This is a genomic window from Deltaproteobacteria bacterium (assembly GCA_003696105.1).
Taxonomy (GTDB): domain Bacteria; phylum Myxococcota_A; class Polyangia; order Haliangiales; family J016; genus J016.
In genome coordinates, this window is record RFGE01000056.1 from 1 (window position 1) to 12,825 (window position 12,825).

13 protein-coding genes are annotated in these 12,825 nt (G+C 72.9%); 5 read left to right on the forward strand and 8 right to left on the reverse strand.

Annotated features, from left to right (window positions below; genetic code table 11):
* Positions 1-332: 332 nt before the first annotated feature.
* Positions 333-1,823, reverse strand: a complete 1,491-nt coding sequence (locus tag D6689_03400; GenBank protein ID RMH44019.1) for a leucyl aminopeptidase — start codon at positions 1,821-1,823, stop codon at positions 333-335.
* A 193-nt stretch (positions 1,824-2,016) separates the two neighbouring features.
* Between D6689_03400 and D6689_03405 the strand changes: the two genes are divergently transcribed.
* Positions 2,017-2,223: a hypothetical protein gene (locus D6689_03405; protein ID RMH44020.1), complete on the forward strand. Its 207-nt coding sequence runs from the start codon at positions 2,017-2,019 to the stop codon at positions 2,221-2,223.
* An 84-nt stretch (positions 2,224-2,307) separates the two neighbouring features.
* On the opposite strand, the gene D6689_03410 is transcribed toward D6689_03405, so the two are convergent.
* Positions 2,308-3,015 carry a DUF72 domain-containing protein gene (locus D6689_03410; protein RMH44021.1) on the reverse strand — a complete coding sequence of 236 codons (708 nt, stop codon included), beginning with the start codon at positions 3,013-3,015 and terminating at the stop codon, positions 2,308-2,310.
* 86 nt (positions 3,016-3,101) lie between these two features.
* Here D6689_03410 and fsa point away from each other — a divergent pair, with 86 nt between their 5' ends.
* From fsa to D6689_03425, 3 genes are all read left to right on the forward strand, one after another.
* Positions 3,102-3,746, forward strand: coding sequence for a fructose-6-phosphate aldolase (fsa, locus tag D6689_03415; GenBank protein ID RMH44022.1), 645 nt, complete (start codon positions 3,102-3,104; stop codon positions 3,744-3,746).
* 237 nt (positions 3,747-3,983) lie between these two features.
* On the forward strand, positions 3,984-4,415 hold the full coding sequence (locus tag D6689_03420; protein ID RMH44023.1) for an NUDIX domain-containing protein: 432 nt from the start codon (positions 3,984-3,986) through the stop codon (positions 4,413-4,415).
* On the forward strand, positions 4,412-5,023 hold the full coding sequence (locus tag D6689_03425; GenBank protein RMH44024.1) for a hypothetical protein: 612 nt from the start codon (positions 4,412-4,414) through the stop codon (positions 5,021-5,023). The genes D6689_03420 and D6689_03425 overlap by 4 nt, the downstream gene beginning before the upstream one ends.
* 13 nt (positions 5,024-5,036) lie before the next feature.
* Here D6689_03425 and uvrB read toward each other — a convergent pair whose 3' ends face one another.
* On the reverse strand, positions 5,037-7,046 hold the full coding sequence (gene uvrB / locus D6689_03430; protein ID RMH44025.1) for an excinuclease ABC subunit UvrB: 2,010 nt from the start codon (positions 7,044-7,046) through the stop codon (positions 5,037-5,039).
* An 11-nt stretch (positions 7,047-7,057) separates the two neighbouring features.
* Between uvrB and D6689_03435 the strand changes: the two genes are divergently transcribed.
* On the forward strand, positions 7,058-7,771 hold the full coding sequence (locus D6689_03435; GenBank protein ID RMH44026.1) for a thiamine phosphate synthase: 714 nt from the start codon (positions 7,058-7,060) through the stop codon (positions 7,769-7,771).
* Between the two features lie 40 nt (positions 7,772-7,811).
* On the opposite strand, the gene D6689_03440 is transcribed toward D6689_03435, so the two are convergent.
* Genes D6689_03440 through D6689_03460 form a run of 5 tightly spaced genes read right to left on the reverse strand, consistent with a single transcriptional unit; the run spans position 7,812 to position 12,774 of the window.
* Positions 7,812-8,879 carry a hypothetical protein gene (locus tag D6689_03440; protein ID RMH44027.1) on the reverse strand — a complete coding sequence of 356 codons (1,068 nt, stop codon included), beginning with the start codon at positions 8,877-8,879 and terminating at the stop codon, positions 7,812-7,814.
* Entirely contained in the window at positions 8,879-10,885 is a 2,007-nt protein-coding gene (locus tag D6689_03445) for a hypothetical protein (protein RMH44028.1), read from the reverse strand. The genes D6689_03440 and D6689_03445 overlap by 1 nt, the downstream gene beginning before the upstream one ends.
* A 26-nt stretch (positions 10,886-10,911) precedes the next feature.
* Positions 10,912-11,178, reverse strand: a complete 267-nt coding sequence (locus D6689_03450) for a hypothetical protein (protein ID RMH44029.1) — start codon at positions 11,176-11,178, stop codon at positions 10,912-10,914.
* Between the two features lie 4 nt (positions 11,179-11,182).
* A complete protein-coding gene (gene bamD, locus D6689_03455; protein RMH44030.1) occupies positions 11,183-11,995 on the reverse strand; it encodes an outer membrane protein assembly factor BamD in 813 nt (270 codons plus the stop codon).
* Positions 11,992-12,774, reverse strand: a complete 783-nt coding sequence (locus D6689_03460; GenBank protein ID RMH44031.1) for an OmpA family protein — start codon at positions 12,772-12,774, stop codon at positions 11,992-11,994. Before D6689_03460 ends, bamD begins: the two co-directional genes overlap by 4 nt.
* Positions 12,775-12,825: the final 51 nt, after the last annotated feature.

Here is a 12,825-nt window from a genome sequence, read left to right on the forward strand (position 1 = left end):
ACTAGAATTACAGCGCTATTTCCGGAGTGCGGCGCGCCCGTGGCGAGGGACACAGTGCGGCCGGGTCGGGCGCGCACACCCGCGCGAGGCGGCGGCGGGCGAACACGCCGCGGCGGTCACCGCGCCATCGCGTGTCGGACGCGTCCGCAGTCGTGCGGCGCGCGGGGGCGTGCTCGAGCAGCGGCCGCATTCCCCGCGCCCGCTCGCCGCGGCGCCGCCGATGGCCGCGCGATCGCGCCCGAGCCGGCCACCTCGGGGTGCGGTCACCGGGCGAGATGCGCGGAGTCGCGGGTCGGGCGGCCAACGACGGGGCGCTTGGCGGTGCGTCCCGATTACGGGCACGCGTAGGCCACGATCGTGGCCACGCCGAAGCCCGTGCCGCCCTCGCTAATCGCGCCGTCGGTCTTGCTCGCCGACGCGGGGCCCGCGATGTCGACGTGGACCCACGGCACGTCGCCGACGAATTGCTTGAGAAACAAGCCGGCGGTCAGCGCGCCGCCGGCGCGACCGCCCGTGTTGCGCAGATCCGCGATCGGGCTCTTGAGCTGCTCCATCAGCCGCTCGTTGAGCGGTAGGTGCCACATGTCCTCGCCGACGCGCGCGGCGGTGGACAGCCACGCCTTGGCGAGCGCGTCGCGGTTCGACATCACGCCAGCCGTATAGGGACCGAGTGCGACCAGACACGCGCCGGTGAGGGTGGCGAAGTCGAAGATCTCGTCGGGCTCGGCCGCATCGCGGACGTAGTACAGCGCGTCGCCGAGCGCCAGGCGCCCCTCCGCGTCGGTGTTGTTGATCTCCACCGTCTTGCCGCTCATGGACCGCAGCACGTCGCCGAGCTTGTACGCCTTGCCGGACACCAGGTTCTCCGCGCAGGCCGCCACGGCGTGCACCTCGTACGGCGAACCGATGCGCGCGATCGCGTCCATCGCCGCGATCACCGCGGCCGCGCCCGACATGTCGATCTTCATGTCGAGCATCGACGACGTGGGCTTGAGCGAATAGCCCCCGCTGTCGAACGTGATGCCCTTTCCGACCAACGCGATGCGCTTTTTCGCCTTGCGCTTGGGCTTGTAGGTCAAGTGGACGACCCGGACCTCCTGATCCGACCCCTGGCCGACGGCGAGCAGCATCCCCATGCCGAGCTTCTTGCACTCGGCCGGGCCGAGAATCTTGGCGGTCAGGGACGAGTGCCGCTTCGCGATCGCGCGAGCCTCCGCCGCGAGCTGAGCCGGCGTCATGGTTGCCGCGGGTTCGTTGATGAGGTCCCGCGCGAGACAGACCGCGTCGGCCACCGCCTCGCCGCGCGCGATGGCCCGCCCGATCGGGGCGCGGTTCGGCGCCTTCCCGACGAGCGTCACCGCCTCGATCGGCGCCGGCGTGTTGGCGTCCTCCGACCGGTACTTGTCGAACCGGTACGCCCCCAGGCGCGCGCCCTCGACCGCGAACTGCACCACGGGGGCCGGATCCCGGCCGACGGCGGGCAAGACGAACGCCAGCGACCGGGCGCGGAGGGCGGTCGCGCGGCGCACGGCCGCGGCTGCCGCGTCCCGCGCGCCCGCGGGCGAACGGACCGCGCGGTCGCCGCCGCCGACCACGACGACGGCGCGCGCATCGCCGAGCGCGCCGGCCGCGGGCCGCACCACGAGCGTCTGCCCGCGCTCCGGCCGGAAGGCGACTTCCTCCATGCGCGCGGTGAGCAGGCCGTCGAGCGCCTTGTCCACCGCGCGGAAGCCGGGGTCGGCCGCCCCGCCCGTGTACGCACACACCGCGACGACGTCCGCCGACGCCGGAATCGGGGCTCCGCTAACATACGTGAATTTCATGCCGCCGGATTTATAAGGGAAGCGGGCTCACATTGTAAAGGCGCGCGCACAGAGATCGGGAAGAAGCGGGCGCTCGCTCGCGGAGTCGGGCAGGGAAGGCGTGTGTGGCGCGATTGACACGGTCGCGCACCAGTCGCTACCATCCGGATTCGCGTGAGCCCGCATTGGGGGCCGGACTGGACGAGGACGATCTATGGGAGCCGCCAACCAGACGAAACGAGCATCCGCCGCCGCGACCCGTGCTGCCGGTGCGGCGGTCAAGCGGACCAAGCGCGCGGGGACTCGCCGTGCCGCGCGGCGCGCCGACGACGTACCGATCGCGAAGGCGCGGCGGTTCAAAGCCGCCAAGCCGACGGAAGACACGCCGCTGCCGACCCCGATCGCCACGTTCGAGTTCTGACGACCCGGGGCGAGCCCGCGAGCCCGCAACCTATTGAAACGAGAGCGAGATGGCTCCCGGACGGCCGGAGCGCTCGCGTCTCAGTCAGTCGCCGGCGTCGTCGAGCCGCGCGCGCAAGGCGCGGGCGGTGCGCCACCGGTCGGGGTGGGCGAACACGACCCATGCCGATGGCGCGTCCGCCAGCGCGTCGGCGATGACCTCGAGATCGTCGTCGCGGACCGTACGCCGGCCAAGCCCTTCGACTCGCAGGTAGCGGGGGCCAGGGGACGGCGGCGGCGCCGGCGGTTCGCCCGGCTCGCGCGCGAGCGGATCTTCCGCGGCGATGACGCCCGCCTCGGCAGCGAACGCCCGGGCATCGACAGGCGTCCACAGCCCGCCGGGAATCCACACCAACGCCGCGTCGACGTCGGCCGCCGCCGCGGCAAAGAACGCGCGCATCGCATCCCGGTTGGCGGCCGAGGGCGAGACGCCCGGCCCCGAGCGGAACACGATCGCGTCCGCCGCGAGCGCCTCGGCCGCCCGCCGGGTCGCGTCCCAGCCCCGGTCGCGCACCGGCCCCGGGCGAAAGCACCCGTCGTGGGTCACGGCCGCCGCCGCGACGACGGCGAATCGCGCGTGATCCGGGGCTTCGCGGCGCCACCGGCGCAGCGATGCCGGACGTGGCTGCCCGCGGAACACGACGTCTGTCTCGAGCAGGGACAGCCCGCCGAAGTAGTGGGCGCGCGACATGCGCGGCGGGAGCTTGGCGCACCCGACGAGCACGCGCGGGCGGTCTGGGAGGCTCGCTGGCATGCGATTCGCGGTGGCCCGGACGGGCCGATCGATGGTAAAGGTCCGCGCACGTATACCGCAACCCGCCGCGCGAAGGGAGCACACGCATGAAGTTCTTCATCGACACCGCCGATGTGGCGGAGATTCGCGACGCGGCCGCGATGGGCCTCGTCGACGGCGTCACGACGAACCCCAGCTTGGTGGCCAAGACGGGCCGGAAGTTCCGGGATGTCTTGCTCGAGATCTGCGACATCGTCAAAGGGCCGGTGTCGGCGGAGGTCGTATCGACCGACTGCGACGGCATGCTCGCGGAGGCGCGCGAGCTGGCCGCACTGCGCGACAACATCGTCGTCAAGGTGCCGCTCATCCCCGAGGGGCTCAAGGCCGTCAAGGTGCTGTCCGAGGAAGGCATCGCGACGAACGTGACCCTGTGCTTTTCGCCGACGCAGGCGCTGCTGGCGGCCAAGGCCGGTGCCACCTACATCTCGCCGTTCGTCGGCCGCATCGACGATCGGTCGGGCGACGGCATGGAGGTCGTCGCTCAGATCGTGCAGATCTACGAAAACTATGGCTTCGACACGCAGGTGCTCGTCGCGTCGGTGCGCCACCCGATGCACGTGCTGCAGGCGGCGCTTCTGGGCGCGCATGTCGCGACGTGTCCGCACAAGGTGCTGCTGCAACTCGCCCAGCATCCGCTCACGGACCTCGGGCTCGCCGCGTTCCTCGAAGACTGGAAGAAGGTCCCGCAGTAGGACGCCGTTGCGCACGGGTACACCAGCGAGGTCGCCGGATGCGACGCGAGATCCGGCGCCCGCCCGCCGCGAACGAGCGCGCGCGCCAAGACGCGGTGCCGACGGGCGCGCGGGCGTAGCCCGACAGGCCCCGCGGGTCGCGACCGCGGCCAGCGGCGATGCGCGACGGCCTCGTCCAGGCGCCGCCGCGCGCCGCGCGCGGTTGAGCCGGCCGCCGGCGCGGGTACAGTGATGCAAATGGCCGAGCGCCGCGCATTTTCCGTCGCGATCTACGCCCGCCGGGGCGGCCCGGGCGGGCGCGTGCTCGTGATCCACCACCGGCGACTCGCCACCTGGCTGCCCGTCGGCGGCGAACTCGAGCCCGGCGAGACGCCCCTGGAGGCCGCGCGCCGCGAGTTGCGCGAGGAGACGGGGCTGGCCGGCGCGTTCCCGGCCCTGCGCGGCGCGTGTGACGGGGTGCCCCCCGGGCTGCTGGGCTACGAGGAACACGGAGCGGGCAGCAAGGGCCTGCACATGAACTTCGTGTTCGTCGCGGACGTGGGCGACGAGCCGGTGCGGCCCAACGACGAGTTTTCCGACTACCGGTGGGTGGACCGCGCCGAACTCGCCGCGCTGGAATCGCCGCGCAACGTCCGGGAGTTCGGCTTCCTGGCGCTGGACGCACGATGAGGGTCCGCGTCCGCAACCACGTCAACCCGCTGAGCCCCGCCTTCTCGGTGCTGCGCGGCCGGCGGCCGGACATCCCGCGCGGGATGCCGGTCGAGGTCGAGGTCGGGTGCGCGGACGCCCAGTTCTTGTTCGAGCGGGCCGCGCGGTGTCCCGACCGGTTCTACGTCGGCCTCGAGATCCGCGAAGAGCTCGTCGACGCCGTCAACCGGCGGGCGACCGACGAGGGCGTCCCGGTGTGCGCCGTGTTTTGCAACGCGAACGAACACCTGCGGGAGCTGTTCGATCCCGAGTCGATCAGTCGCATCTACATCAACTTTCCCGACCCGTGGTTCAAGCGCCGCCACCGCAAGCGGCGCATGGTGGACGCCGGCCTCGCGCGCGACTGCGCGCGCGCGCTGGCCGGGGGCGGCGAGCTGTTCGTGCAGACGGACGTGTGGGATGTGGCGCTCGATGCGCTCGCGGCGTTCGACGGCGTGCTCGACAATCGCGCGGGGGAGTGGAGCTTCTGGAAGCAGGGCAACCCGTTCGGCGCCACGTCGTGGCGCGAGCGCCAGTGCGCCGCGCGCGGCCGGCCCGTGTGGCGGCTCCTGTTCGACAAGCCCGCGTAGCCGCGCGCCGCGGTCACACCGCGACGCCGAGTTCGACGAGCGCCCGCTCGAGGGCGTTCGCGCGGTCGCGCAACTCGGCCGCTCGCTCGAAATCGAGTTCGGCCGCGGCCGCGCGCATGTCGGCGCGCAGCCGTTCGATGTCGGCGCGCAGCGCCGCGGGGTCGCTCGCCGGCAACTCGGACGCGCGGTCGATCGGCGTGCGCGGCCGCGCCTCGCCGTCGCCGGCCGAGTCGCCCGCGGTGTCGCCGCCCGCGATCGCGCGCTGCACGGTGCGCGGCGTGATGCCGTGTTCCTCGTTGTACGCCGCCTGCAGCGCGCGCCGCCGGTTCGTCTCGTCGATGGCCGCGCGCATCGACGCCGTGATCGTGTCCGCGTACATGATCACGCGCCCGTCGACGTTGCGCGCGGCGCGGCCGCACGTCTGGATGAGCGATCGCTCCGCGCGCAAGAACCCCTCTTTGTCCGCGTCGAGGATGGCGACGAGACCGACCTCCGGCAGATCGAGCCCCTCGCGCAGCAGGTTGATGCCCACGAGCACGTCGAACTCGCCGCGGCGCAGGTCGCGGATGATGTCGATGCGCTCGAGCGTGTCGATATCCGAGTGCAGGTAGCGGACCTTGACGCCGAGGTCCGCGTAGTACTCGGTGAGGTCTTCCGCCATCCGCTTGGTGAGCGTCGTGACCAGCACGCGCTGGCCGGCCGCCACGGCCGCGCGAATCTCGGCGAGCAGATCGTCGACCTGATCGGTCACCGGACGAACCTCGATCTTCGGGTCGAGCAGGCCGGTCGGCCGAATGATCTGCTCGACCACGACGCCGCCGGCCCGTTCGAGTTCCCAGTCGCCCGGCGTCGCCGACACGTAGATGACTTGCCGCGCGCGCTGTTCCCACTCCTCGAACGTCAGCGGGCGGTTGTCGAGCGCGCTCGGCAGGCGGAACCCGTAGTCGACGAGCGTCTGTTTGCGCGAGCGGTCGCCGCGGTACATCGCCTGAAGCTGCGGGATGGTCTGGTGCGACTCGTCGATCACCAGCAGGTAGTCGTCGGGGAAGTAGTCCATCAGCGTCGGCGGCGGCTCGCCCGGCTCGCGGCCGGTGAGATGGCGCGAGTAGTTCTCGATGCCCTTGCAAAACCCGGTCTGTTCGAGCATTTCGAGGTCGAACAGCGTGCGGTGCTCGAGGCGCTGGCGTTCGAGCAGCTTCATCTCGGCGCCGAGTTCGGCGAGCCGCTCGCGCAGCTCGACGCGGATGCTGTCGATCGCCCGCTTGAGATGGTCGCTGGGCGTCGCGTAGTGGGAGGCCGGGAAGATCGTCGCGCGCTCCATCGTGCGCTTGACCTTGCCGCGCAGCGGGTCGACTTCGGAGATGGCTTCGACCTCGTCGCCCCACCACTCGATCCGGATCGCGGTGTCCACCTCGTAGGCGGGGAACACCTCGACCGTGTCGCCGCGCACGCGGAACGTCCCGCGATGAAAGTCGATGTCGTTTCGGTCGTACTGCAGCTCGACCAGGCGGCGCAACACGGCGTCCCGGTCGACCGTCTCGCCGACGGCGACCGGGCAGGTCATCGCCGCGTAGGTCTCCTGAGCGCCGATGCCGAAGATGCACGATACGGACGCGACGATGATCACGTCCCGGCGCGACAGCAGCGCGTAGGTCGCCGCGTGCCGCATGCGATCGATCTCCTCGTTGATGAGGGAGTCCTTTTCGATGTAGGTGTCCGTGCTCGGCACGTACGCCTCGGGTTGGTAGTAGTCGTAGTAGCTCACGAAGTAGTGCACGGCGTTGTGCGGGAACAGCTCCTTGAACTCGCCGTACAGCTGCGCCGCGAGCGTCTTGTTGTGGGCGATGACCAGCGTCGGCCGCTGCACCTCGGCGATCACGTTGGCGATGGTGAACGTCTTGCCCGAGCCCGTGATGCCGAGCAGCACCTGATGGCGCTCGCCGGCGCGCAGGCCGTCGACGAGCTGGCGGATGGCCTTGGGCTGATCGCCGGTGGGCTCGAACCGGGATACGAGCTGGAACATCGAGGGCAATCATGGCCCACATCGCCGCCGGCCGCCGCGGTCGTCGACCGGTGGCGGCGCGCGCCGATCTGCGGTACGGGTTGCGGATGACTCCGGCCGATCGGCGCCGGGCCGCGGCGGCGCGGATCCGCGGCTTCTACGCGGTCATCGACCGGCCGGGGCGACCCGTGCCGGCGGGCGCCGCGGCGGTGCAGGTGCGCCTGAAGGACGAGCCGGCGGCCGTCGTCGCGGCCGAGGTCGCCCGGGCGCGGGCGGAGGCGCCGGAGGCGCTCGTGGTCGTCAACGACCGGCTCGACGTGGCGCTGGCGGCGCGCGCCGGCGCGGTGCACCTGGGCCAGACGGACCTGCCGCTGGCCGACGCGCGCCGGGTGGCCGATGCGGCGGGCCGTCCGGACCTGCTGATCGGCATCTCGACGCACGACTGCGGCCAGGTGCGGGCCGCGGTCGCCGGCGGCGCCGACTACCTCGGCTTCGGCCCCGTGTTCGCGACGGCGACCAAGGCCAACCCCGACCCGGTGCAGGGCGTCGCCGGCCTGGCCGCGGCGGTGCGCGCGGCCGGCGCCGTGCCGGTGGTCGCGATCGGCGGCATCACGCCGGCGCGGGCGCGCGAGGTGGCGGCGGCGGGCGCGGCGGCGGCGTGCGCGATCGCCGGCGTGTACGGCGCCTCGGATCCCGCGGCCGCGGCCGCGGCGATTGCGGCCGCGTTTGCCGCCGCTGACCGGTGACGCGCGCGGAGGCGCCGCGCCGGAGCCGGTCGTCCGCGGGTCAGCGCGCCAGGGCCGGCGGCCACACGCGCACGCGCGCGGCGAACGCGCCGCGGTTGTTGCCGGTGTCGCGGTCGTTGACCCCGAGGCGCAGCCGCCCGCTCGACGGCGCGACGAACGACCGCTCGCGGCCGATGTAGAACCGCGTGTCGCCGACCGCGGCGATCAGCGCGCCGTGGCCGACGTCGGCGAACCCGGCGACGTTGTAGTCGCTCGGCGCGCGCTGCCCTTCGGGGCCGGCGCAGTGCGCGACGTCGTCGCCTTTGGTGCAGACCTCGTCCGAGGCGTCGACCGTCACCCGTTGGCCGGCGACGAGGTCGACTCCGGTGTCGGTCCAGGTCGCGCTGGCCGCCACCGCGATGCGCTGGACGACCTCCGGCTCGTCGCCGGTGGGCAGCGGTGCGGTCGCGACCTCGAGCGTGAGCCGCTTGACCGATCCGAACGGGCCGAGGGTGACGACCGGGGCGCGCAGCAGGTCGGCCAGCGGCACCACCGTCGCGCCGATCGGGTCGAACCGCGTCGGGCCGTCGTAGTCGGCCACGACGATGCGCACCGTGTGGCGCTCCGCGTCCTGCGGGCGGACGGCGAACTCGAACGCAAAATTCCACACCGGATTGAACGCCCGCGGGCGCATCGGCGAGCGGAACACCTGGCCGTCGATCTGCACGAGCACCATCGGATCGGCCGCCTCGCTGCGCGCCGCCTCGTCGGCGGCGCGGGGAGCGTCGATCGGTACGCCCACGACGTCGAGCGACCGGGCCAGCTCGGGATGGCCGTCGAGGTAGGCGGCGAGCACGCGGTCGATCGCCCGGTCGTCCTTGGCGTCGCCGGCGTCCCACTGCTCGCCGTTGGGCATCAAGCCCGCGACGTCCGCGGACACGACCGTGACGGTCACGCGCTGCGGCGGCTGCGGCGGCGCGTCGGGGGGCGCTGCGTCCGCCGGGGCAGGCGGGGCGGTTTCGGCTGTGGGCGACGGCGGCGTCGCGGCGCCTGCGGCGGGAGGGGCAGCCGGGGCGCCGCACCCGGCGAGCGCGGCGGCGGCGATCCAGGCGAATCGGTGCGTGTGCATCAGCGGACGTAGATTACCCCGCGCACGGTGCGGCGGCTGCGCTGTTCGGCCACCGATGCGTGTGCGGCGTGGCACAGAAAGTAGTGATACGCGGCCGGCGTGGCCATCCGCAGCTTCCGCAGCTCGCGGAACGTGCGGGCGTGCGGGCCGAACCGGTGAAACGCGCGTTGCGCCACGGCCAGCCGCCGGGCCACGACCGGGTCGTGCCACGCGTCGTAGCGCGTCCCGCCGCCGGCGGCTCGCCCGGTGAGGTACGGCCGCAGGGCCGCGACGTCGTCGCCGACGGCGTACCGGTCGTCGAGGATGGCGTCGAGCCGAGAGCGGTCGATCTGCGCCGCCAGCGGCGAGCGCGCGTACAGCTCGGCCCACGCGCGCACCAGCTCGTTTTCCACCAGCAGCGCGCCGATCGCCTGCACCGCGCGCGTGTCGGCGAGGTCGTCGAGCCCGGCCCACACCAGCAGCTTGTCGAGGGTGCCGATGTCGGCGATGCCGATGTCGTCGCGGCGGATGCGGTAGCCGGTGTAGCCGGTCGCGGTCGCCGGCAGCGGCGGCACGTCGGCGCACAGCCGGTCCGCCGCCAGGCGCAGCCGCCAGCTCGCGACCGCCGCGCGCCCGGCGCGGTCCACCCGCACCTCGATCCGGCGCGCCTCCTGCGGGAAGTCGGTCGTCGACCCGACGAGCAGCTCGGGGATCGAGCGGCCGTCGGGCAGCGCGAGCGCGCGCTCGCGCGACAGGTGTTCGTGCGCCGCGACGTACGCGACGATGCGCGGATGCGTTTCGAGGAACCGAAGCACGCGGTCGCGGCTGGCCGGGTCGAGCGCCGACACCGGGTAGTGCGCGAACACCACGAACGCCGACACGTCGCCCGCGACGCGCGCCTCGAACAGGGCGCGGTCGAGGAACCGGAGCTGCTCGCGCGACACGGCGCCGACGGTCCCGGCGCCCTGGGACGCGGTCACGTCGAACGCGCGGTAATCGACCGTGTCCAGGAACACGCCCCACGCCGGCGCGACGCCCGGGTCGGCGCCGCCGAGCGGCCGGACGTAGTACAGGTGGGCGTCCGCGTAGTCGGTCGGGCCGCCGTCGCCGGTGCGCGCGTCGGTGGCCCACGCCGGCGCGCGCGGAAGCCGCGCCGCCAGCGCGGCGACGGCGCGACCCTTGGTGAGCCGGTGGTCGTCGAACGACTCGGGCTCGGAGCAGGCGCGCGTCCAGTCGTTCGGCATGTCCGTGATCTGCAGCGCGCCGTCGACGTCGTCTTTGGACGTGTAGTTGCCGACGAAGAAGCCGTCGTGGTTGGACGTGACCGCGAGCAGGGTGCGGAGCCCGGCGGTCGCGAGCACGTCGAAGAACGCGGCCAGCTCCTGGTCGCACGACAGGTCGGCCGCGTCCCCGAGGAACACGGGGGTGTGGTCGCGCCAGCGGCGGCGCCAGTCGGTCAAAAACGCGCGCAGCAGCAGGTCGGACCCGTCGTCGAGCGCCGCGGGCCGGACGGCGACCTCGACGAGGATGTCGGCAAACGGCGACTGCGCGAACGTGCGCTTGCCGAACAGGTAGTGCAACTGCGAGTCGCCGAACGCGAACACGCGCGCCGCGACCCGATCGTAGGTGGTCGGGTCGGCCCCCGCGCCGCCGGGCGGTTCGCGCTCGTCGAGGAACGCGACCGGCGGCCGGGCGGGGGCCGCGGGCGGGGCGCGCTTCGCCTCGACCGCACCGGCGTCGCTCCCCGGGCGCGGCGACTCGCGGCCGGGCGCGCCGGTGCCCGCCGGCGTCGCGCCGGCCGCGCAGGCGGCGGCGGCCCACGCGATCAGCGCGGCGCCGCCGATCCGGCCCGCGATCGTCGCCGTGCGCGCCACGCCCCGGTCATAGCACACACTCCCGCGCCGGCCCGGCGCCTCCGGTGAGCCCCGCCCGCCGAGCGCGACGACCCCGAACGCGAGGCGGGCGGGATTCCGCCGGGACGCCGCGCGCTGCGCGGGCGGACCGCGCGCGACGCCGTCCAGCGACACGGGCTCGCGCCGGCCGCGGGCGCGCGTCAGGCGTCGTCGGCGGGCGCGCGGGCCGCCAACAGCTTGCGGGCCGTCGCCACCAGCATCGCCAGCCACACCGCCGCGATCGATCCGCCCATGGCAACCCACGACGCGCGCCCCTCGGCCAGGCCGCGGCGGATCAGGGAGAAGCACACGCCGGGCGGCAACACGAGCAGCCCGACGACGACGGCGAGCAGGACGAGGCCGAGCAGTCCGACGATGACGAACGCGGTCGCCTCGGGGCGGTCGGCAGGGTGGGCCGGTTCGGTCATGGCCTCAACTCTGACACACCTTGCGGTTTTTGCGATTGCGCTTGAGGAAGCGCAGGCGGTCCGCCGCCTTCCTCTTCAGAGACGACTTCGGGTAGTTGCGCGCGAGGACGGCATAGTAGGCGAGCGCATCGGTGCACCAGCGGAGCTTCTCGGCGCTCGTTCCCGCCCGAAATAGCGCGTCGTCGGCCCACTCGCTCTGCTTGTACTCGTCGAACACCTTCTGGTAGATGGCGATCGCCTTTTCGAAGTTGCCGGCGCGGAAGTGGGCCTCGCCCCAGTAGTACATCGCGTCGTCGGCCAGCTCGTGTCCGGGCCACTTGCGCACGAACGTGCTGAACCCGACGCTGGCCTTCTGGAAGTCGCCCGCGGCCAGCGCGCGCTTGGCGTCGCTGTAGGTGTCCGCCGCGCTCTTGGGCGGCGGTTGGTTGGCCTTTTCCTCGAGGGCGGTGAGCCGCGAGTCGAACGCGGCGAGCCGCGCCTCGTAGCTGGCCTGCAGTTGCTGGATCTGCGTGCGCAGCTCGCTGGCGATGCGCTGCGCTTCCTGCACGGTCCCGTTCATCGCCGCGAGCTGTTCGCGCATCGCCTGGACGTCCGCGCCCAGGTCCGCGCTGTTTCGCTGCAACAGCTCCGTCGCCTGCGACAGCACGCGCTCGAGCTGCGCGATCTTGTTTTGCAGCTCGGACTCTTTGGTTTCGAGGCGCTGTTCGATGGCGTCGACGTCGCGGCGAAGCTGGTCGCCCGCCCGCTTCGACGTGAACGCGAAACAGCCGGATAGGGCCGCCGCGACGAGCGCCCAGATCGCAACCTGGCGCATCATTGCCACTCGAAGTCCACGCGCCGGTCGCGCTTCCAGCTCTCCTCGTCCGTGCCGGTCGCGTCGGCTTCGCCCTTCGGGACGATGCGGAAGCGCGCCGGGTCGATGCCGAGGCGCGCGAGGTAGTCGGCGACGGCGCGGGCACGGCCGTCGGACAGCGCGATGTTGTACTCGTCCGTTCCGCGCGGATCGGTGTGGCCGATCACGTACACGCTGCGCTCGCTTTCCTGTTTGAGGCAGTCGGCGTCCTTCGCGAGCACGTCGCGGGCTTCGGCGCTGAGGGCGGCGGAGTCGAATTCGAAGTAGACCGATTCGAGGGTGCACGTCGTGTCCGGCTGCGGTCCGCCGAGACCGACGCGCTGGCAGCGTCCGTCCACGCAGTCCTCGTCGTCGGCGCAGTCCTCGTCTTTGACGCACTGGCCCGGGCGCAGGCACGCGCCGTCGGTGCACTTTCCGCCGGGGCAGTCGGCGTCGGACGTGCACGCGACGCACTGGTGGTCCTTGCACACCTGGAAGTTCGGGCAGTCCGCGTCCGACTCGCACCAGCCCTCCGCGGCGACGCACGCGTTGGCCTCGCAGCGCTGGCCCTTTTCGCAGTCGTCGTCGTCGCGGCACTGGACGCACTTTTTGTCGACGCAGTGCTCGCCCGGCTTGCAGTCCTTGTCGCCGGCGCAGTTGGGATACTTCGGCTTCTTGTCGGGGCAGCCGGCGAGCAGCGCGAGGGCCGCCGCCAGCGCGAGGGCCGCCTGCCCGGCCGCGAGTCGGAATCGGGAACTCCGCATCGCCGTCACCCTATGCCCGGTTGCGTCCGCCGTCAACTTGCCGCCGGGCGG